Source organism: Pseudomonas sp. CH235 (assembly GCF_004368175.1).
Lineage (GTDB): Bacteria > Pseudomonadota > Gammaproteobacteria > Pseudomonadales > Pseudomonadaceae > Aquipseudomonas > Aquipseudomonas paraglycinae.
This window is the reverse complement of the sequence record NZ_RRZJ01000010.1, coordinates 79,985-101,593: the sequence shown is the minus strand read 5'-3', so window position 1 is coordinate 101,593 and position 21,609 is coordinate 79,985. Positions and strand designations below refer to the sequence as shown.

Annotated in this window: 18 protein-coding genes; 14 read left to right on the top strand and 4 right to left on the bottom strand. The window is 61.7% G+C overall.

The window, feature by feature from the left end:
* Position 1: 1 nt before the first annotated feature.
* The gene (locus EIY71_RS13250) at positions 2-2,227 is read right to left on the bottom strand and encodes a TonB-dependent receptor (protein ID WP_134021951.1); all 2,226 of its coding nucleotides are present in this window, start codon (positions 2,225-2,227) and stop codon (positions 2-4) included.
* Positions 2,228-2,433: 206 nt separating this feature from the next.
* Here EIY71_RS13250 and EIY71_RS13245 point away from each other — a divergent pair, with 206 nt between their 5' ends.
* A complete protein-coding gene (locus tag EIY71_RS13245) occupies positions 2,434-3,471 on the top strand; it encodes a LacI family DNA-binding transcriptional regulator (RefSeq protein ID WP_134021949.1) in 1,038 nt (345 codons plus the stop codon).
* A 113-nt stretch (positions 3,472-3,584) separates the two neighbouring features.
* Positions 3,585-3,845 carry a hypothetical protein gene (locus tag EIY71_RS13240; RefSeq protein ID WP_007952727.1) on the top strand — a complete coding sequence of 87 codons (261 nt, stop codon included), beginning with the start codon at positions 3,585-3,587 and terminating at the stop codon, positions 3,843-3,845.
* A 23-nt stretch (positions 3,846-3,868) separates the two neighbouring features.
* On the opposite strand, the gene betT is transcribed toward EIY71_RS13240, so the two are convergent.
* Both betT and epsC read right to left on the bottom strand, forming a co-directional pair.
* Complete coding sequence (betT, locus tag EIY71_RS13235) at positions 3,869-5,830, bottom strand: choline transporter BetT (RefSeq protein WP_164872166.1); 1,962 nt, start codon at positions 5,828-5,830, stop codon at positions 3,869-3,871.
* A 288-nt stretch (positions 5,831-6,118) separates the two neighbouring features.
* Positions 6,119-7,045 (bottom strand): serine O-acetyltransferase EpsC, encoded by a 927-nt coding sequence (epsC, locus tag EIY71_RS13230; RefSeq protein ID WP_007952730.1) that lies wholly within the window; start codon positions 7,043-7,045, stop codon positions 6,119-6,121.
* A 190-nt stretch (positions 7,046-7,235) separates the two neighbouring features.
* Between epsC and EIY71_RS13225 the strand changes: the two genes are divergently transcribed.
* From EIY71_RS13225 to EIY71_RS13165, 12 genes are all read left to right on the top strand, one after another.
* Positions 7,236-8,240, top strand: a complete 1,005-nt coding sequence (locus EIY71_RS13225) for a D-cysteine desulfhydrase (RefSeq protein ID WP_007952732.1) — start codon at positions 7,236-7,238, stop codon at positions 8,238-8,240.
* Positions 8,241-8,485: 245 nt separating this feature from the next.
* Positions 8,486-9,286: a cystine ABC transporter substrate-binding protein gene (gene tcyJ, locus EIY71_RS13220; RefSeq protein WP_085746332.1), complete on the top strand. Its 801-nt coding sequence runs from the start codon at positions 8,486-8,488 to the stop codon at positions 9,284-9,286.
* Positions 9,286-9,951: a cystine ABC transporter permease gene (gene tcyL / locus EIY71_RS13215; RefSeq protein ID WP_085746331.1), complete on the top strand. Its 666-nt coding sequence runs from the start codon at positions 9,286-9,288 to the stop codon at positions 9,949-9,951. Before tcyJ ends, tcyL begins: the two co-directional genes overlap by 1 nt.
* 4 nt (positions 9,952-9,955) lie before the next feature.
* Complete coding sequence (tcyN, locus tag EIY71_RS13210; protein ID WP_085684197.1) at positions 9,956-10,705, top strand: L-cystine ABC transporter ATP-binding protein TcyN; 750 nt, start codon at positions 9,956-9,958, stop codon at positions 10,703-10,705.
* Between the two features lie 456 nt (positions 10,706-11,161).
* A complete protein-coding gene (locus EIY71_RS13205; RefSeq protein ID WP_134021948.1) occupies positions 11,162-11,926 on the top strand; it encodes a hypothetical protein in 765 nt (254 codons plus the stop codon).
* A gap of 266 nt (positions 11,927-12,192) precedes the next feature.
* A complete protein-coding gene (locus EIY71_RS13195) occupies positions 12,193-13,434 on the top strand; it encodes an SfnB family sulfur acquisition oxidoreductase (RefSeq protein ID WP_011331944.1) in 1,242 nt (413 codons plus the stop codon).
* A gap of 38 nt (positions 13,435-13,472) precedes the next feature.
* Positions 13,473-14,666 (top strand): SfnB family sulfur acquisition oxidoreductase, encoded by a 1,194-nt coding sequence (locus EIY71_RS13190; RefSeq protein WP_134021944.1) that lies wholly within the window; start codon positions 13,473-13,475, stop codon positions 14,664-14,666.
* Entirely contained in the window at positions 14,666-16,030 is a 1,365-nt protein-coding gene (locus EIY71_RS13185; RefSeq protein WP_134021942.1) for an LLM class flavin-dependent oxidoreductase, read from the top strand. The genes EIY71_RS13190 and EIY71_RS13185 overlap by 1 nt, the downstream gene beginning before the upstream one ends.
* A 13-nt stretch (positions 16,031-16,043) precedes the next feature.
* Positions 16,044-16,853, top strand: coding sequence for a MetQ/NlpA family ABC transporter substrate-binding protein (locus EIY71_RS13180; RefSeq protein ID WP_007952748.1), 810 nt, complete (start codon positions 16,044-16,046; stop codon positions 16,851-16,853).
* A gap of 2 nt (positions 16,854-16,855) precedes the next feature.
* On the top strand, positions 16,856-17,980 hold the full coding sequence (locus EIY71_RS13175; protein WP_085746326.1) for a methionine ABC transporter ATP-binding protein: 1,125 nt from the start codon (positions 16,856-16,858) through the stop codon (positions 17,978-17,980).
* The gene (locus EIY71_RS13170; protein WP_085746325.1) at positions 17,970-18,614 is read left to right on the top strand and encodes a methionine ABC transporter permease; all 645 of its coding nucleotides are present in this window, start codon (positions 17,970-17,972) and stop codon (positions 18,612-18,614) included. Before EIY71_RS13175 ends, EIY71_RS13170 begins: the two co-directional genes overlap by 11 nt.
* A 48-nt stretch (positions 18,615-18,662) precedes the next feature.
* Positions 18,663-19,289: a bifunctional 2-polyprenyl-6-hydroxyphenol methylase/3-demethylubiquinol 3-O-methyltransferase UbiG gene (locus EIY71_RS13165; protein ID WP_085746324.1), complete on the top strand. Its 627-nt coding sequence runs from the start codon at positions 18,663-18,665 to the stop codon at positions 19,287-19,289.
* 3 nt (positions 19,290-19,292) lie between these two features.
* Here the strand turns inward: EIY71_RS13165 and EIY71_RS13160 are convergent, their stop codons facing one another.
* Complete coding sequence (locus EIY71_RS13160) at positions 19,293-21,545, bottom strand: glycoside hydrolase (protein ID WP_134021940.1); 2,253 nt, start codon at positions 21,543-21,545, stop codon at positions 19,293-19,295.
* Positions 21,546-21,609 lie beyond the last annotated feature (64 nt).

Genomic DNA, 21,609 nt, shown 5'->3' with positions numbered 1-21,609 from the left:
CTCAGAAGTCCTTGCGCAGTTGCACGCCGAAGTAGCGCTCGTCGTCGCGAGGCACAGCGCGGTAGATGTAGTTGCCACCGCTGGCGAGCAATGGCGAATACGACTTGTCGGTGAGGTTCTTGCCGAGCAACGCCACGCGCCAGCCGTTGGTGTAATCGGCCAGAGCCACGCTGGCGTTCCAGAGGCCGTAGGCGCCCTGTTTGGTATCGGCGTTCTGGCTGATGTCGTACTGCACTTCGCTCTGCCAGCTGTAATCGGTGCCGAGTTCGATATCCAGGCCGTTATCCAGCGGGATCGTGTAGTCGGCCCGCACGTAGCTTTTCCAGTCCGGGCTGAACGGCAGCGGTTTGCCGTTGACGTTGCACGACGCCGCCGCGCCCGCCGGGCAGGCGAACTCGTCGATGCGGGCGCGGGTGTAGGCCAGCGCGCCGGAGAACTTCAGTTGCTGGGTCGCCTGCAGGGCGAAATCAAGTTCCACACCCTCGGTGCTGACGCTGCCGGCGTTGATCAGGCGCGTTACGACTTGCCCGGCGACGGTGTCGAAGAAGTTCGCCTGATAGTTGTCGTAGTCGCTGTGGAAAACCGCCAGGTTGGTGGTCAGGCGATTGTTCCAGCTTGAGGCTTTGATCCCCGCCTCCCAGGTGTTGGAGGTTTCCGGTTTCAGCGCTTCCGTGTCGCGCGGCTGCATGTTGAAGAACACGTTGTAGGCCGGGCCTTTGTAGCCGCGCGAGTAGGTCAGGTAAGTGGTGACGGTATCGCTCAGGTCGTACTGCAAACCGAGCCGTCCCGACCAGCCGTCCTCATCCACCGAGCCGGAACCGCGGGTCGCCGGTTGAATGCCGCTGACAGTTGTGGCGGAAGTGGAGACGCGACGGTGATCGTATTCAAGATCGTCGTGGGTGTAGCGCAGGCCGGCAATGCCACGCAAATCCGAGGTGAAGTTCAGCGTGCTCTCGCCGAACACTGCGTAGCTGTCGCTGGTGGTGCTGTAATCGGCGACGCCGCGATCAGTGCGCGTGGTGGTGGTCAGCGTGCGCTGATAGGTTTCCTCGTCCTTGCCGTGCATGTAGAACAGGCCGCCGACGTATTCGAGGAACTCGCCTTTCGGCGAGGCCAGACGCAACTCCTGCGAGTACTGGTCGAAAGCCAGATCGCCCTTGTCCGCCGTGCCGGGGAACGCGGCCGTCACCGTGCCGAGGCGGTCGCCGTCCTGATATTGGGTGTTGTCCCAGCCACGCCACGCAGTGATCGACGTCAGGGTGTAATCGCCCAGTTGCCAGTCGAGCTGGCCGGACAGGCCCTTGTTGGTGTCCTCAACGTGGGAACGGGTGTCGGTGTTGATGTCGCGATTGTGGCTGGTGGCGCCGACCGGGCTCAACGCATTCGCGAAGGCCGGGGTCAGAGCCTTGGTCACGACGCCGTTGGGGCCGTCATCGTGGGACTGCATGTAGTCGGCGATCAGGGTGAAGGTGATGTCGTCGTTCGGGGTGAATTCCAGTTTGCCGCGCACGCCGCGATGGTTGTAGCCGTTGACCTCCTGACCGTTGTGCTGGTTGTCGACGTTGCCGTCGTAGCTGCCGAACAAGGTGCTGATCGAGCCCTTGAGCGTGTCCGGAATCAGGCTGCCGCCGATGCCGAAACGGGTGCGGCTTTCGTTGCCGCTGTAGTACGACTGATCGATGTAGCCGTGGGTCTCGGCGGTCGGCGCCTTGCTGGTGATGTTCAGCACACCGGCCGAGGCGTTCTTGCCGAACAGCGTGCCTTGCGGGCCGCGCAGGACTTCGACGCGTTCCAGGTCCAGCAGATCCAGAGTGGATTGGCCGGGGCGCGCATAAACCACGCCATCAATCACCGTGGCCACCGTCGGTTCGACGCCCGGCGAGGTGGAAATCGTCCCCACGCCGCGCACGAACAACGAGGTGTCCTTGTTCGATGCGCCAGTGCGGAAATTCAGCGACGGCACCTGCTGGACGATGCTCGCCACGCTGTTGCGGTTGTCGCGTTCCAGCTGCTCGCCATCGATCACCGACACCGCCACCGGCACCTTTTGCAGCGACTCTTCGCGGCGGGTGGCGGTGACCGTGACGGACTTGAGTGTCGGCTCCTGATCGGTGCTGTCCGCGGCGAACGCGGCGGGCAGCGGCAGCGCAGCCAGCCCGGTGAGTAGCCAGCCCGCAGCGCGGATCGATTGCGCCAGTTTATGTGTCGCCCCAGGAATGTTGTGCATGTTTGCCCGCTCGAAAAGTTGCCCTGAACCGCTGCCGTTCTGCGACGACAGCGCCTGTCTCGGTGTCTTGGGCATTCGCTCGAGCGAGTAGCAGACAACGCGCTTTGTTAGCGCTAACATCGCCAGTATTGGCAAGCCGGACATAGACCGTCCAATACTGAAAAATTACTTTTATATGCGTTTTGGTTTTTAAGAAGGATCGAGCCTTGAGCGAAGAAAAGCCCCGCAAACGCCGTGGCGCCGGTCGCGTGACCCTCAACGCGGTGGCGCGCCAGGCCGGTGTTTCGGCGATCACCGTGTCGCGCTACTTCAACCAGCCGGAACAGGTCTCGCCCGAACGCCGCGAACGGATCGCGGCGGTGGTCGCCGAGCTGGGATACGTGCCGAATCTGGTGGCCGGCGGGCTCGCCTCGGCGCGGGGGAAAATCGTCGGCATGGTGATCCCGAACATCTCCGGGCCGATCTTCGCCAACACCATTCAGGGCTTCAGCGACACCCTCAGCCGTCACGGCTATCAGCTACTTCTGGCATCGAGTTACTTCAGCGCCGAGCAGGAAGAAAACGCGGTGCGGGCATTCCTCGGCTGGTCGCCGGCAGCGTTGGTGGTCACCAGTCACTTCCATAGCGCGGGCACGGAAAAGATGCTCGCCGAGGCAGATATCCCGGTGATCGAAACCTGGGATTACCAACCGGAGCGTGAGCCGATGCAGATCGGCTTTTCTCACTTCGAAGTGGGTGTCAGCGCCGCTCGTTATCTGCACGACAAAGGCTATCGACGCATCGCCTTCGTGCAGAACAGCGCACCCGGCGACTTCAGCGCACTGGAACGCCGCGACGGTTACGCCGCGACCGTGCGCAAGCTAGGACTTGAGCCCTGGGTATTCGCACCCGACGCCGATCGCGCCCCGTTCGAGGCCGGCAAGCAAGCGATGCAAGCGCTGATGAACGCCTCCCCACGCCCGGACGCGATCATCTTCGCCAACGACAACCTCGCCGCCGGCGGCCTGCTCGCCGGACAACGCGCCGGCCTCAACATCCCCGAAGACTGCGCCGTCCTCGGCTTTGGCGACTACCCGTTCGCCGAGATGCTGCTGCCGAGCCTGAGCACGATCAAACCGCCGGCGCTGGAGATCGGCGTACTGGCAGCGACGCGGGTGCTGGAAAGCCTTGGCGTGTTGCCGAGCGATGAGGTGCAGCGGCTGAACCTGCTGCAGTGCACGGTCATTGAGCGGGAAAGTACCTGACGAATATGGCGTGGGCGGGTTTGGCTATGCTCTAAATGAAACCGAGGTGGCGCCTTTGCGGGCTTGCCCGCGAAATCGTCCGATCAAACACCGCACATCCCGCAGGCACATCCATGCACACCGCAATCATCATCTTCTTCGGCCTGATCCTGCTGGCGCTGATGTTTTACATCGGCGAGCGCATCGGCTTCAGTCGGCAGACGCTGGCCTATGGTTTCGCGGCGTTGTGGCTGGCGTTGACGGTGATCAATGGTGCGGTCGGTGTGGTCCACGCCGGGCAGCCGTTGGGTTCGGAGATTGCGATCGGCAGCGCCGTTTATGGCGTGCCGCTGGCGGCGATGGTGTTGTTCATGGTGCTGAGCGCCGAGACCTGAATCGTCCCGGCGCCCTGCCCCGATCAACGCACCAGATGCAGGAACTGCATGTGCCGTTCGTACTGGTCGAGGATGTCGTTGATGATCTGCTCTTTCGTGTAACCGACCAGATCGTAGTCCTGACTGCCCTCGCTCAAGTGCACTTCAGCGCGGTAGTAGCGGCGATTGTTGAGCTGCTTGGAGCCCATGCCGCCACGGGCGAACGACGGCGTGAAGTAGCCGCGCATCTGCACCTGGTAGATGAACGGGTGCTGTTCACCGTGACCGATTTCCAGGCTGACGCTGTCGTGCGCCGGATCCGGTTGGGTGACCACGTTCAGGCCTTTCTCGGCGAACACGGCCGTCACTTCTTCGATGGCCGGTTTCACCGTGGTGTCCATGAAGCGGTACACCTCGTCGCGCGACGGGAAGTGCACGGCCTGGCTCAGACGCTGACGCCAGCCGCCCTTGCCCCGCCGTGAACCGGACACCGGCGCCAGCGAATGCAGTTGCGCGATCTGCTTCTGCGACTCCAGGTAGAACGCCTTGTGCAGGCCCCACATCATCAGCAGCAGAATCAGCGAGAACGGCAACGAGGTCAGCACCACCGCCGACTTCAGCGCATCGATGCTGCCGGAGAACAGCAGCGCACTGGTGATCAGCGCGGTCATCGCACCCCAGAACACCCGCAGCCATTTCGGACCGTCTTCATCCGGGTTGCCGCCCTTGGCCGACAGGGTCGAGAGCACTACGGTGCCGGAGTCGGCGGAGGTGACGAAGAACACGAAGCTGATGAACACCGTCACCGCGATGACGGTCTTGCTCCACGGATAGGTTTCCAGCAGCAGATAGAGAGTCATCGACGGGTTGTCGAGGGCCGACATGCCCAGCGCCGACATACCGTGATTGAGCACCTGGTCGATGGCGCTGTTGCCGAAGATCGACATCCACGCCAGGGTGAAACCGAGCGGAATCAGCAGCACGCCGAAGACGAATTCGCGAATGGTCCGGCCACGGGAAATCCGTGCGATGAACAGGCCCACGAACGGCGACCACGCGATCCACCAGGCCCAGTAAAAGACTGTCCAGCCGCCGAGCCAGTCGCTCGGTTTGTCGTAGGCGTAGAGGTCGAAACTCTTCATCGGCAACGCGCCGAGGTAGTCGCCCAGATTCTGGATCAGGGTGTTGAGCAAATGCTGGGTGGGGCCGGCGAACAACACGAACAACAGCAGCGCACAGGCCAGCAGCATGTTGATGTCGGACATGACCCGCACGCCTTTATCCACACCGGAGACGGCGACGATGATCGCCGCGCCCATCATCAGCGTGATCAGGCCGACCTGAATCCACTGGGTGTGGGCGATACCGAACAGGTAGTCCAGACCGGAGTTGAGATGGAGCACGCCGAAGCCCATGTCCGCACCGAGGCCGAACACCGTGGCGATGATGCCGAAGCCGTCCACCGCGTAGCCGATGGGGCCGTTGATGCGCTTGCCGATCAGCGGATACAGCGCCGAACGCAGGGCCAGCGGCAGGTTATGCCGGTAGGCGAAATACGCCAGCGCCATCCCGACGAAGGCGAACACGCCCCAGCCGTGCAGGCCCCAGTGCAGGAACAGAATCTGCATCGCCTGACGCGCCGCCTCCGCGGTGCCGGCCTCGCCTTGCGGCGGCTGAAGCATGTGGGTCAGCGGCTCGGACACGCAGAAGAAAAACAGCGTGATGCTGATCCCGGCGGCGAACAGCATGCCGGCCCAGGACAGGTAACTGAATTCGGGTTCGTCGTGGTCGGCACCGAGTTTGATCTTGCCGTAGCCCGATAACGCGGTGACCACCACGAAGACCAGATACAGGGTCATCGCGAGCATGTAGTACCAGCCGACCGTATTGGCCGCCCAGTTTTGCGCTTCGAGAAGCCAGGCGCCGGCCTGTTCCGGCATGGCGATGACCGTCAGGCCGAACAGCAGGATCACCGTCGCGGCGAACCAGAACACCGGCGGATTCATGCGCACCAGACCGCTGGCGGGGGTGGACGATGCACTCATGAACGGTGCACCTCAAGGGGTTGGAAAATGGCTGAAATGATCGGACTCAGCAAAGGCAAGCCTCCTGTTGTGAGCGGGCAGCGAACCGCCGGTTTAACTTGAATGAACGTTCAAGTTAAACATGGATAGTACGCTCAGGACTAATCGCAGGGCTCAGCGGTACCTTTCGTACGCTAGCTCAAGAGGGGGTATGACGCTGTGGCGAGGACGATCGTTCCCGCGTTGCGCGGGAACGATCAGACAGAAAAATTACTTCTGCGTCCCGTCATCATGCTGGAGATTGGCCTGGGTCAGGTTGCACCCGGCCGGCACGCTGCGGGTCAGCCACACGTTGCCGCCGATGGTCGAGCCTTTGCCGATGGTGATCCGCCCGAGAATCGTCGCCCCGGCGTAGATCACCACGTCGTCCTCGACGATCGGATGGCGTGGATGGCCCTTCTGCAACTGGCCGTCCTCGTCCGCCGGGAAGCGTTTGGCGCCGAGGGTCACCGCCTGATAGATCCTGACGCGCTCGCCGATGATCGCGGTCTCGCCGATCACCACGCCGGTCCCGTGGTCGATGAAGAAACTGCGGCCGATCTGCGCGCCCGGGTGAATATCGATGCCGGTCGCCGAGTGGGCGATTTCCGAACTGATCCGCGCCAGCAGCGGCAGGCCCGCGCGATACAAATGGTGAGCCAGACGATGGTGAATCACCGCCAGAATCCCCGGATAGCACAGCAGCACTTCATCGACGCTGCGCGCCGCCGGATCGCCGTGATACGCGGCCAGCACATCGGTGTCGAGCAGGCTGCGCAAGCCCGGCAACGCGAGGGCGAAATCCTGGATGATCCTGATCGCCTGCGCCTCGACTTCAGTGTCAGCCTGGGCGCTGTGGCGGGCTACATAACGCAGTTCCAGTCGTGCCTGGGCCAGCAATGCATTCAAGGCAACGTCGAGGGTATGGCCGACGTAAAAATCTTCGCTTTCCTCACGCAGATCCACCGGCCCCAGCCGCATCGGAAACAGTGCGCCGCACAGGGCTTCAAGGATTTGCGCCATCGCATCACGGGACGGCAACTCGCGCCCGCCCTGCTCGCCGGAAGCACGGCCATTTTGCGCACGCCACTGATCCCGCGCGGTACGCAGCTGGCTGACGATGGTCTGCAATTGCCAATGGCTGGAACGCTCGCTCACGGTAAAGACTCCTCACGGGCGGCCGGACTGTCTGGCCGCGTCAACGGCGACTACTTTACGGCAAGCCCACCGGGGCGAATTAAGAACCGATAGTGCTGGCTTAAGCACATTTGGCTATAAGCGATTGGCGGTTGCCCCGGTAAATCGGCGTGCCTATAGTCCTGACATCTCCTTGCATCAGTACGGAACCATGTCCACACAACCGATCAAACAACAGCTGGACCGCTTTAACCGCCTCGACCTGCTCGGCCAACCGACCCCACTGGAAAAACTCGAGCGCCTGTCCACCTGGCTCGGCCGCGATGTCTACATCAAGCGTGATGACCTGACGCCGCTGGCCATGGGCGGCAACAAGCTGCGCAAGCTCGAATACCTCGCCGCCGATGCCCTCGCCCAAGGCGCGGACACCTTGATCACCGCCGGCGCACTGCAATCGAACCACGTTCGCCAGACCGCAGCGCTGGCCGCGAAACTGGGTCTGGGCTGCGTGGCCCTGCTGGAAAACCCGCTGGGCACCGATGACAGCAACTACACCGGCAACGGCAATCGCCTGCTGCTGGACCTGTTCGACACCAAGGTCGAGCTGGTCGACAACCTCGACAACGCCGACGAACAACTGGCCGCCCTCGCCGTGCGCCTGCGCAGCAACGGCAAGAAGCCGTATCTGGTGCCGATCGGCGGCTCAAACGCCCTCGGCGCGCTGGGTTATGTGCGTGCCGGCCTGGAACTGGCGGAACAGATCAAGGACACCGGCCTGCAATTTTCCGCCGTGGTCCTGGCCTCGGGCAGTGCCGGCACTCACAGCGGTCTGGCGCTGGCGTTGAGTGAAGCCCTGCCACAACTGCCGGTGATCGGCGTGACGGTGTCGCGCAGCGAAGAAGATCAGCGCCCGAAAGTCCAGGGCCTTGCCGAACGCACTGCCGACCTGCTGGGCGTGGCGCTGCCGGACAGCTTCAAGGTCGAGTTGTGGGACGAATACTTCGGCCCGCGCTACGGCGAGCCGAATGCCGGAACCCTGGCGGCGGTGAAACTGCTGGCGAGTCAGGACGCCGTGCTGCTCGATCCGGTCTACACCGGCAAGGCCATGGCCGGGTTGCTCGACGGCATCGGTCGCGGGCGTTTCGACGACGGTCCGATCATCTTCCTGCACACCGGCGGCGCCCCGGCGCTGTTTGCGTACAAGGATTTTCTCTGACGCGCTCGTTCCCACGCTCTGCGTGGGAATGCATCCCGGAATACGAAAAACACATATTCCACACATGAATAACAAACGGAAAATTCATTATTTTCCATTCTAAAAGAACCGTCATATAGTCTCGCCGCAGGCGAATTTCGCGAGAGACGCATAAGCTGCTTTAAGGCAGGATAGCGCTGTCGTCCAATTCCCGGATTCGCCAACTTTCCTTAAGCGTCTTCCATAAGAAAACACAGGGGCTTGTCATGATTCTTTCCGCACTACGTCGAAATCTGCTGGTAGGTTCGCTGGGCCTGGCACTGAGCGCCGGTCTGATCAGCAACGCCGTTGCCGGTGAGCAACTGCAACAGATCAAGGACAAAGGCGTTATCAACGTCGGCCTGGAAGGCACTTACCCACCGTTCAGCTTCGTCGATGCCGACGGCAAGCTGTCGGGTTTCGAAGTCGAGCTGTCCGAAGCCCTGGCCAAGAAGCTGGGCGTGAAGGCCAAGATTCAGCCGACCAAATGGGACGGCATCCTCGCGGCCCTGGAATCCAAGCGTCTGGACGTTGTGGTCAACCAAGTGACCATCTCCGACGAGCGCAAGAAGAAGTATGACTTCTCCGAGCCCTACACCATCTCCGGGATTCAGGCGCTGGTGCTGAAGGACAAGGAAGCTGCGCTGAACATCAAGTCCGCCGCTGACCTGTCCGGCAAGAAAGTCGGCGTAGGCCTGGGCACCAACTACGAACAATGGGTCCGCGCCAACGTGCCGGGGGCCGACGTGCGCACCTACGACGATGATCCGACCAAGTTCGCCGACCTGAACAACGGCCGTACCGACGCGATCCTGATCGACCGTCTGGCTGCACTGGAATACGCCAAGAAAGCGCCGAAAACCGTCGCCGCCGGTGAAGCCTTCTCGCGTCAGGAAGCCGGTATCGCCCTGCGCAAAGGCGAGCCTGAACTGCTGGCCGCCGTGAACAAGGCCCTCGACGAACTGCGTGCCGACGGCACCCTTGAGAAGCTGTCCAAGAAATACTTCAACGCTGACGTCACCCAATAATGGAAGAAGCTTTCCAACTCGCTCTGGACTCCGCGCCCTTCCTGTTGAAGGGCGCGTACTACACGGTAATCCTCAGCCTGGGCGGCATGTTCTTCGGCCTGCTGCTGGGCTTTGGCCTGGCGTTGATGCGCCTGTCGCGCTTCAAGTCGGTCAGCTGGCTGGCCCGCATCTACGTGTCGTTCTTTCGCGGCACGCCGTTGCTGGTCCAGCTGTTCGTGATCTATTACGGCTTGCCGCAAATGGGTCTGGAACTCGACCCGCTGCCGGCGGCGCTGATCGGCTTCTCGCTGAACATGGCTGCCTACGCCTGTGAAATCCTGCGGTCCGCGATCGGTTCGATCGAACGCGGCCAGTGGGAAGCCGCTGCGAGCATCGGCATGACCCGCGCGCAGACCCTGCGCCGGGCCATCCTGCCGCAGGCCATGCGCACGGCCTTGCCGCCGCTGGGCAACAGCTTCATTTCGCTGGTCAAGGACACCGCACTGGCCGCCACCATTCAGGTGCCGGAGCTGTTCCGTCAGGCACAGCTGATTACCGCCCGGACTTTCGAAGTCTTCACCATGTATCTTGCCGCCGCGCTGATCTACTGGATTCTGGCCACGGTGCTGTCGCACTTCCAGAACAAGTTGGAAGAGCGGGTCAATCGGCACGACCAGGAGTCCTGACCCCATGATTGTCGTGGAAAAACTGACAAAGCAGTTCAAGGGTCAAGTCGTGCTCAACGGCATTGATCTGGAGGTGAAGGAAGGTGAGGTCGTGGCAATCATCGGCCCCAGCGGCTCGGGCAAGACCACGTTCCTGCGCTGCCTGAACTTCCTCGAACAACCCACCAGCGGCCGGATCAAGGTTGGCGAGATCGAGATCGATACCAGCCGCCCGCTGAACCAGCAGCAGAGCCTGGTGCGCAACCTGCGCCAGCACGTGGGCTTCGTGTTCCAGAACTTCAACCTGTTCCCGCACCGCACCGCTCTGGAAAACGTCATCGAAGGCCCGATCGTGGTCAAGAAGACGCCCCGCGATGCAGCCATTGCCCTGGGCAAGAAGCTGCTGGCCAAGGTCGGCCTGGCGGGCAAGGAAGACGCCTACCCACGGCGCCTGTCCGGTGGCCAGCAACAGCGCGTGGCGATTGCCCGGGCGCTGGCGATGGAGCCGGAAGTGATCCTGTTCGACGAGCCGACCTCGGCCCTCGATCCGGAACTGGTAGGTGAAGTGCTGGCAACCATCCGCGGCCTCGCCGAGGAGAAACGCACCATGGTCATCGTCACCCACGAAATGGCGTTCGCCCGTGATGTGGCCAACCGCGTGGTGTTTTTCGATAAAGGCGTGATCGTCGAACAAGGTGAAGCGAAAGCGTTGTTTGCCAATCCGAAAGAAGAACGCACTCGACAGTTCCTCAGCAAGTTCAGAAACAACGGCTGACCTGCAAACTTCCCCGAATACAAACTTCCATGGACGGAAGTTTCGCTTACACCCTCCCAAATAAAAACTTAATCAAGCGACTGCATTACATATATATGTCCTGCAACAGTCTCCCCGCGATTAAAGTTCGTCCCCTCCAAATTTCCAGCTGTACAAACCGACCGACGGCAGAGCAATAAAATCCGGCAAAAGCTGTGGCCCGATTCGCTATGGAGAATAAGTAGAGTGCCTTATCCGCGTAGGAAGCTTCTGATAAATCCGTAATTCTTCAATTAAATAATCCTGTCCGTTGACATGCCATTCGGCGAACTTTTATCTAGTCACTCATCGCAACCCGCTACATCAACAAAACCCAATAACGACTGGCCGAAAGATCCTGTTTTTATTACCAGGCAATTCTGGCCTTTTGAACTTTCAGAAACGGATTTCGCTGCAAGGCTTCAAGGAGAGGATTTCATGACCCGCACTTCGCACATCCCCGAACTGGCCGCGCCGAGCCTGGCGCCATCCCAAAACCACGGCATCAACCTCGCAGCAGCGGCTCATCTGCTGGTCGATGTGCCGCCCTACCCGGACATGGACATCGGCGATCTGATCGAACTGTTCTGGAACAACTGCTATGTCGCCTCTCACGTGCTGACAGCGCAGGACGTCGCCACCCCCGTCAGTCTGCGTGTGCCGGAGAGCTTTATCGCCAGCGGTCCGTCTCGCATCCACTACCGGGTCATGCGGGTGGGTCACGGACCATCGTTGTCGGCAGCGGCGCGGGTCACGGTCAAACTCGACTGCCCAGGTGGACAGCCTCCAGCGCTGTGTGGCGACGAAAACCAGCAACTCGCCCCCGTGACCCTGCCCGACACCATTCGTCGTCAAGGCGTCAACGCGAACCAGATCAAACGCGGCGTACCGCTGACCATCGAGCCCTATCTGAACATGGCCGAAGGCGACGCCATCACCCTGCGCTGGGGCGATGTACGGATGGATCTGGCGCGCATCACCACGGCCGATATCGACAAGCCGATTCAGGTCTGGGTGCCGCCGGCGATCATCACCGAGGCCGGCGAGGACCTGCGGCTGGACGTGACCTACTGCATCCTCGACCGGGTCGGCAACAACTCGCGCTGGGCGCCGCCGCGAACACTGAAGATCGGTTGTGTGAATCCCTACCTCAAGGTGCCGCTCAAGGAAACGCTGAAGGCGGCAGAGCCGCAAAAAAATTGATCCACGACAACCGGCGAGGGGCGCCTTCCCTCGCCGCCGCCCGCTTAACCAACCGGACCACGCCCCCTTCTATACATATTCCTAAAAGTTAGTTTATTTAAATTTTATACGCGCTTAGGGTATATGAACCGGACCACCGGACATTCTTTCGTTCGCCGCACTTTTGCGGCGTTTTTCATGAGATGTGAGGTAGGTAACATGGTCCGGAACACAATCACCCCAGTGCGGATCGCCAGGGCATTGCGTGCAGCCAAGGAGCGGCACTGATGTCCAGTCTGGCAGACGCAAACGTCCAGAGTGACCTGGACATCGCCCCATTGTTGTTGCCCGCACAAGTGCTGCGCAACGACGCTCAAGCCATCAAGGCCGCCCATGAGCTGGCGCAAGTCGCCCGCGTGCAGGCCGCCAAACGTGACCGCCAGCGCAAGCTGCCGTGGTCGGAAATCGAACAGTTCACCCGCAGCGGCCTCGGCAGCATCGCGATTCCGCGCGAGTACGGCGGCCCGCAGGTTTCCTTCGTCACCCTGGCCGAAGTGTTCGCGATCATTTCCGCGGCTGACCCGGCATTGGGGCAGATCCCGCAGAACCAGTTCGGCATCATCAACCTGATCCTCGGCAGCGCCACCGAGCAGCAGAAAAAGCATCTGCTGCAGAGCGTGCTCGAAGGCTGGCGCATCGGTAACGCCGGGCCTGAACGCGGCACCAAGAACACCCTGGAACTGAAAGCGCGCATTACCGCCGACGGCGACGACTACGTAATCAACGGCCAGAAGTTCTACTCCACCGGCGCCCTGTTCGCCCACTGGGTGGCGGTCAAGGCGCTCAACGATGACGGCAAGCAAGTCCTGGCCTTCGTCCGTCGCGGCACGCCGGGATTGCGCATCGTCGATGACTGGTCCGGTTTCGGCCAGCGCACCACCGCCAGCGGCACGATCCTGTTGAACAACGTGCGGGTCGATGCCGGCCTCGTGGTGGACAACTGGAAGATCAACGAAAAGCCCAACACCCAAGGCGCGGTGTCGCAGCTGATTCAGGCCGCGATCGACGCCGGCATCGCCCGTGGCGCGATCGATGACGCCATCGAATTCGTCAAGACTCGCGCCCGGCCGTGGATCGACGCCAACGTCGAACGCGCCAGCGACGATCTCTACGTGATCGCCGATATCGGCAAACTGAAAATCGAACTGCACGCCGCTGAAGCGCTGCTGCGCAAGGCCGGGCAGGTGCTGGATCAGGTGCACGCCGCGCCACTGACCGCCGAATCCGCCGCCCGCGCCTCGATTGCCGTGGCCGAAGCCAAGGTGCTGACCACCGAGATCTCGCTGCTGGCCAGCGAAAAACTCTTCGAACTGGCCGGCAGCCGCGCGACCCTCGCCGAATTCAACCTCGACCGTCACTGGCGCAACGCCCGGGTGCACACCTTGCACGACCCGGTGCGCTGGAAGTACCACGCGGTCGGCGCCTATCGCCTCAACGGCAAGTTGCCGGCTCGCCATTCCTGGATCTGACGACCCGAACACTTTTGACCAGATCTCTGGAGAAACACATGACTCTTTCCCATCCCGTCGCGCTCATCACCAGCGACGAGCAAGCCCTGATCGTCGCCAGCGACCTAGCCGAAGATTTCCAGCGTGACAGCAACCTGCGCGACCGCGAACGCCGCCTGCCGCTGCCGGAGCTCGACGTGTTTTCCCGCTCCGGCCTGTGGGGCATCAGCGTGCCCAAGGAGTACGGCGGCGCCGGCGTATCCAACGTGACCCTGGCCAAAGTCATCGCCCTGATTGCCCGGGCCGACGGCTCGCTGGGGCAGATTCCACAGAACCATTTCTATGCCCTGGAAGTGCTTCGGGTGAACGGCAGCCACGAGCAGAAACAACGCCTGTACACCGAAGTCCTCGCCGGCCAGCGCTTCGGCAATGCCCTGGCGGAACTGGGCACCAGGACCGCCCACGACCGGGTCACCCGCCTCGAACGTGACGGCAGCGGTTATCGCATCAACGGTCGCAAGTTCTATGCGACCGGTGCGATTTACGCCCAACGCATTCCAACGTCGGTAGTCGATGAACACGGCGTGCAGCAACTGGCCTTCGTCCCCCGCGACAGCAAAGGCCTGACCGTGATCGACGACTGGAGCGGCTTCGGCCAGCGCACCACCGGCAGCGGTTCGGTGGTGTTCGAAGACGTGTATGTCGCCGCCGAAGATGTCATCCCGTTCCAGAGCGCTTTCGAGCGCCCGACCCCGGTCGGCCCGCTGGCGCAGATCCTTCACGCCGCCATCGACACCGGCATCGCCCGCGCTGCCTACGAAGATGCGCTGCACTTCGTGCGCAGCAAGACCCGGCCATGGATCGATTCGGGCAACGACAAGGCCACCGAAGACCCGCTGACCCTCAAGAGCTTCGGCCACCTGAGCATTCGCCTGCACGCCACCGAAGCCCTGCTCGAACGCGCCGGCGAATTCCTCGATGCGGCCCAGACCGAGACCAACGCCGAGACGGTTGCAGCGGCTTCGATTGCCGTCGCCGAAGCACGGGCGATCAGCACCGAAATCTCCCTGGCCGCCGGCAGCACCCTGTTCGAACTGGCCGGCAGCCAGGCCACCCTGATCGAGCACGGCCTCGACCGTCACTGGCGCAACGCCCGGGTACATACGCTGCACGACCCGGTGCGCTGGAAGTATCACGCGGTGGGCAACTACTACCTCAACGATGAAAACCCTCCGCTGCGAGGGACCATCTGATGAGCAAGAAAAAGATCCTGCTCAATGCGTTCAACATGAATTGCATCGGCCACATCAACCACGGGTTGTGGACGCATCCTCGCGACACCTCGACCCGGTACAAGACCATCGAATACTGGACCGAACTGGCGCAACTGCTGGAGCGCGGGCTGTTCGACGGGCTGTTCATCGCCGACATCGTCGGCGTGTACGACGTCTACCAGAACTCGGTGGACGTGACCTTGAAAGAGTCGATCCAACTGCCGGTCAACGACCCGCTGCTGCTGGTATCGGCGATGTCCGCGGTGACCAAAAACCTCGGTTTCGGCCTGACCGCCAACCTCACCTACGAGCCGCCGTATCTGTTCGCCCGACGCATGTCGACGCTCGATCATCTGAGCCGTGGACGGGTGGGCTGGAACATCGTCACCGGTTACCTGGACAGCGCCGCCAAGGCCATGGGCCTGAGCGAACAGGTCGAGCACGACCGGCGTTACGACCAGGCCGACGAGTACCTCGAAGTGCTCTACAAACTCTGGGAAGGCAGCTGGGAAAACGGTGCGGTGCTCAACGATCCACAGCAGCGGATCTACGCGCAGCCGGACAAGGTGCACAAGGTCGAACACAAGGGCGAGTTCTATCAGGTCGAGGGTTATCACCTGTGCGAACCGTCGCCGCAGCGCACGCCGGTGCTGTTCCAGGCCGGCAGTTCGGAGCGTGGTCTGCTGTTCGCCGGGCGACATGCCGAGTGCGTGTTCATCAGCGGCCAGAACAAGCCGTCGACCAAGGTGCAGGTGGACAAGGTCCGCGCCAGCGCTGTCGAAGCGGGTCGCAATCCCGAGGACATCAAGGTGTTCATGGGCCTCAACGTGATCGTCGGCGAGACCGAGGAAGCGGCCTGGGCCAAGCATGCCGAATACCTGAGCTACGCGAGCGCCGAAGCGGGCGTGGCGCATTTTTCGGCGTCCACTGGCATCGACTTTTCCCAGTACGAAATCGACGAACCGATCCAGTACGTGAAGAGCAACGCGATCCAGTCCGCCACCAAAAACCTGCAGAACAACGACTGGACCCGGCGCAAGTTGCTCGACCAGCACGCTCTGGGTGGGCGCTACATCACCGTGGTCGGCTCGCCGCAGCAAGTGGCGGATGAACTGGAATCGTGGATCGCCGAAACCGGCCTCGACGGCTTCAACCTGACTCGCATCGTCACCCCGGAAAGCTATGTGGATTTCATCGATCTGGTGATTCCGGAGCTGCAACGGCGCGGCTCGTACAAGACCGCGTACGACACCGGCAGCCTGCGGGAAAAACTGTTTCACGGCGAAGCGCACCTGCCGCAGCAACACACCGGCGCCCACTACCGACACTCCTCCTCGCACTGACTGGAAAACCACCATGACCAAGAAGCTCCTGTCCCACCCAGTCAAAGCACTGGCCCTGGCCTTCGGCCTGTTCAGCTCGGCGGTGTTCGCCGCCGATGCCCCGTTGAAAATCGGCACCACCGCCGCCTTCGCGATTCCGCTGGAAGCCGCCGTCGAAGAGGCCTCCAAACAGGGCCTGAAAGTCGAGCTGGTGGAGTTCACCGACTGGATCGCACCGAACGTCAGCCTCGCCGCCGGTGACATCGACGTGAACTACTTCCAGCACATCCCGTTCCTGGAAAACGCCAAGGCCGCCTCCGGTTTCGACCTGGTACCGTTCGCCCCGGGGATCATCAACAACGTCGGCCTGTACTCGAAGAAATACAAAAGCTTCGACGAACTGCCGGAAGGCGCTAGCGTCGCCATCGCCAACGACCCGATCAACAGCGGACGCGGCCTGCAACTGTTGGCCAAGGCCGGTCTGATCACCCTCAAACCGGGTGTCGGCTACAAGGCTACCGAAGACGATATCGTCGCCAATCCGAAGAAGATCAAGATCCTGCAAGTCGAAGCCGTGCAACTGGTGCGCGCCTACGATGACGCCGATCTGGTCCAGGGCTACCCGGCCTACATCCGTCTGGCGAAGACCTTCGATGCCGGCTCCGCGCTGCTGTTCGATGGCCTCGACCACAAGGAATACGTGATCCAGTTCGTGATCCAGCCGAAGAGCAAGACCGACCCGCGCCTGATCAAGTTCGTCGACATCTACCAGCATTCGCCGGCCGTTCGCGCCGCACTGGACAAGGCCCACGGCAAGCTGTACCAGGCCGGTTGGGAAAGCTGAGGATGACGGCAGCCATTCAACGGCGACTGGATCTTCCAGAGCCACCCGCGCTTGCGCAACGCACCGAACTGCATCCCGAACTGAACCGCGCCCACGTGCGTTTCGTCGGGCTCGGCAAAACCTACGACGGCAAACAAGGCCCGGTCGCCGCCCTGCAAGGCATCGACCTGGCGATCCAGCGCGGTGAAGTGTTCGGCATCATCGGCCGCAGCGGCGCCGGCAAGTCGTCGCTGATCCGCACCATCAACCGTCTCGAACAACCGACCTCGGGCCGGGTGCTGATCGATCAGGTGGATATCGGCGAGTACGACGAGGATCGCCTCGTCGCTCTGCGTCGGCGGATCGGCATGATTTTTCAGCACTTCAACCTGATGTCGGCGAAAACGGTGTGGCAGAACGTCGAACTGCCACTGAAAGTCGCCGGTGTCCCGAAAGAACAACGGGAGAAAAAGGTTCGCGAACTGCTGGAACTGGTGGGCCTGCAAGCCAAGCACAAGGCGTATCCGGCGCAGCTTTCCGGTGGCCAGAAACAACGTGTCGGCATCGCCCGCGCGCTGGTGCATGACCCGGACATTCTGCTGTGTGACGAAGCCACTTCGGCCCTCGATCCGGAAACCACTCAGTCGATCCTCGGCCTGCTGCGCGAGATCAACAAACGCCTTGGCCTGACCATCGTGCTGATCACTCACGAGATGGCGGTGATCCGGGAAATCTGCGACCGCGTCGTCGTGCTCGAACATGGTCGCATCGTCGAGCAAGGCCCGGTCTGGGAAGTGTTCGGCAACCCACAGCACGAGGTCAGCCAGACCTTGCTCGCGCCGCTGCAACACGCCTTGCCCGAAGAGTTGCAAAGCCGTTTGCAGGCACAGCCTTTGTCGGCGGACGCGGCCGTGGTGCTGCGCTTGCAGTTCACCGGCAGTCAGCAGGACGAACCGGATCTGGCCGCACTGTTCGCCGCCCTCGGTGGCCGGGTGAAATTGCTCCAGGGCGGTGTGGAACGGATTCAGGGCCACGCGCTCGGGCAACTGCTGCTGGCGGTGGCGGGATCAAAGCTGAACGCCGAGCAATTGCGTCAGCGTGCCAGCCAGTGGGCACAACGCACGGAGGTGCTGGGTTATGTGGTTTGATCGCTTGCTGCAGGGTTTTATCGACACGTTTCTGATGGTCGGCGTGTCGTCGCTGATCGCACTGCTGGCGGGTATCCCGATGGCAGTGATTCTGGTCACCAGCGACAAGGGCGGGATCTACGAAGCGCCACTTCTGAACCGCGCTCTGGGCGCGTTCGTGAACCTGTTTCGCTCGATCCCGTTTCTGATCCTGATGGTCGCCCTGATTCCGTTCACCCGTTTGATCGTCGGCACCACCTACGGCGTGTGGGCAGCCGTCGTGCCCTTGACCATCGCGGCCACGCCGTTCTTTGCGCGGATCGCCGAAGTGAGCCTGCGTGAAGTCGACTACGGCCTGATCGAAGCAGCGCAAGCCATGGGCTGCCGGCGCTGGCACATCGTCTGGCATGTGCTGCTGCCCGAGGCGCTGCCGGGGATCGTCGGCGGTTTCACCATCACCCTGGTGACGATGATCAACTCCTCGGCCATGGCCGGAGCGATCGGCGCCGGCGGTCTGGGCGACATTGCCTATCGCTACGGCTATCAGCGCTTCGACAGCCAGATCATGCTGACGGTGATCGTGTTGCTGGTGGCGCTGGTGGCAGTGATTCAGCTGGGCGGTGATCGCCTGGCGCGAGGGTTGAACAAGCGCTGAATGGCATGGCGTATAGTCGGCAGATTCCTTTGCCAGCGCAGCCCGACCATGAAGCAGACCCCCACCGATCTGGAGCAGATCACCTCCACCACCCTCGGCCACTACAACGCGGTGGCCGAAGATTTTCGTGAAGGCACCCGCGATCACGATGTCAGCCAGAACATCGACGCCCTGTTGCGGCACATCCTTGGTGAGGCGCCGTTTTCCATCCTCGATTTCGGCTGTGGGCCGGGGCGGGATTTGCAGACATTCACCCGGATGGGACACGTCGCCGTCGGCCTCGACGGCGCGGAGAAATTCGCGCAGATGGCTCGGGAAGACAGTGGCTGTGAAGTGTGGTGCCAGGACTTTTTGAAGCTGGATCTGCCGGCAGAACGCTTCGACGGGATCTTCGCCAATGCGGTGCTGTTTCATGTGCCGTTGCAGGAATTGCCCCGGGTCTTGAAACAGCTGCACGAGACATTGAAACCGGGCGGCGTGTTGTTCAGTTCCAATCCGCGCGGGGATAACCGTGAGGGCTGGAACGGGCCGCGTTATGGCTCGTATCACGACCTGCAAGCGTGGCGCGGATTGTTGACCGCTGCCGGGTTCGTCGAGCTGGAGCACTACTACCGGCCGGCGGGGCTGCCGCGTGAGCAGCAGCCCTGGCTGGCGAGTGTCTGGCGCAAGACCTGAGACTCAGGGCCCCGTCTCAACCTGAAAGTAAGCTGGCGCTTGCTCGGGCGAGCGCACAGTGATGCTCCGTGCGGGCAATGTCAGCCCCTGCACCTCACGCGCCTGCACATCAAAATTGGCCAGCAATCGCGTGCCGTCTTCAAAGGATGTCTGCTGAACCAGCCGGTCCGCACTCAACCATTCGAAACCGGTGAGCGCCTGAGTTGCCAGACGTTTATGCAAAGGCCGGAAGAACGCATCCTGACGGGCAATCTGCGGCAATCGCTGCGCAAACGTATCGACACTGAGGTGATACAGCGGCGCAACGTTGTAGAGAAGCTGAGCGAGCTCGTTGTCCGCCCGAACGTTGGTCAATTTCAGGCTATCGAACAGCCAATGGTGGGACGTGATCACCGAGCCATGAAAAACCGCTTGGTACAGCGGCAAACGGCTGGCCGGATCAAAGTGAATACGCCGCAACGACTCTTTGATCGGCACAGGTTTGAAGAAAACCTCTGGCTGCTCCGGCGGATACCACTTGCCTGCAAAATACCTGGACTTGGTGTTCTTGCTCATTTCGACGTCACCCCAACCGATCACTGGCGTCTGCATGCCATGGGCGAACAGCACGCCTTGCGCGGTCGTTGCGTTGCCATCTTCTGAACCGGTGGGCAGTTTCAATACTTCATTGATCCAGCGTGATGCGCCGATGTTGCCTTCGGCATTTTGTGCCTGGGTCATCGTTGCTCCGGGACGGTAGCTGTCGAACAGCATGCCGGTGGCATAGGCATCGAGAAACCAGCTGTTGAAACCGGCGGCGTCGCGAATCGCTTCGACGCGCTGCTCAAGCAGCGGTCGCACGCAACGGGGGTCGGTGTAATGCCCCGATTGCTGGAAACCGCTTTTCAACGTTCCGTCGCCCTTCACGATTGCGCACTCGAGATTCGCCTTGTCCCCCAGATGTGCAGTGGTCCAATCAGGGTTCTCGCTGCGGCTCAGCGCCGTCTCATAGGAATCGTAAGGCGCGATCAGATAACCCGCCGCCACGCCGGCCTTGATCGTCTCGGGGTGCCAGAGGCCACCCTCCCAGCCTTCACCCAGTCCCAACCACAAACGGGACAGCCCGGCGTTCTGTAATTGCTTGATCGTATCCAGTGACAAGGTGCTGCCCCAGCGTTCGGGTTCGGGCGTCAGCGCCTCACCGAGGTCGGACGCCACTTTCGCGCGGACTTCAGCGTAACCGTTGACGAGAGCCTGCATGTCCGGCACCGCTCGGGCCTGCCAGGTCTTGCGCGCCAGGGTATTCACGGCACGGTTGAGACCGCGTAAAAGCACGGTTTTCTGATACCCGCTCAACTCCCTGTCGGTGACGAGAGTCTGCAACGCCTCACGGTCCATTCCCGTTTTCAGCTCACGGGCCAGTGGGCCACCGCCACGCAAGGTGTCGAGCAGCAAGGGCCAACTGCGCACATCTTTGGCCCCCAGCAGATCGTTGCCCCAAAGGTACAGATGACTGGCACCCAGCAGCCGCTTCGCCTGAGGCGTTTTCTCGAATTTGCTGCTCAGAGTTTCATAGCGACCGTTATCGATCAGCCATTGCCGGTAGCGTTTGGCACCAGCCAACGGGTCGTCCGCCCCGAGGAACAGCGTGAACGTCAATGGTGCGGACGGATCGAGTGAGGTGAAGCGATGCCGGGCGGAAAGTGCCAAAGCCTCGCCTTGGGCACTGAACAACAGCCGATTGTTGAAGGGATTGGTCATCAGCCAATGCAGGCTGAATCCGTCATGCTCAACACCCCACAGCGGCAGGCTCAGATCCTGAGTGGTATTGAATTCGCCCTGACTCAAAAGGAATGCCTGCCACACCGGATCGCCACGCGGCACATAGTGCCCCTCGGCCAGGGGCCAGATCAGTCCCTTGCCCATCACGCTGGCGGGCTGACGAAGAAATTCCAGTTCCGCGGGTTCACGCGCGGTGATCGAGAAGGACAGTTCATGTTGATCCAGGCTCGCGCTGAGGGTCCAGGCCCCGTCATCCCATTGCCAATCGATGCGATCACCACGCCTGATCAAGTGGCTGACCTTATGTGCGGCAACGCCCGCCGAGACCTGCACCGTCGCATCGTTTGCAGGCGTGACACGGACAGCCAGCGTTGCCGGATCGAGTTGCACGTGCCACAACGAGTTTTCCAATAATGTGTCGGCCCAGGACAGGGACGACAGGCATAAACCGGCAATCAGCAATAGCGCGCGCAGCCAGCAGGTAACGGTAAGCATCAGACGTCCCTTCTCCTAAAGGAGGAGGGACGTTAACCGAATACGCCGACGCTGTAAGTCAGGC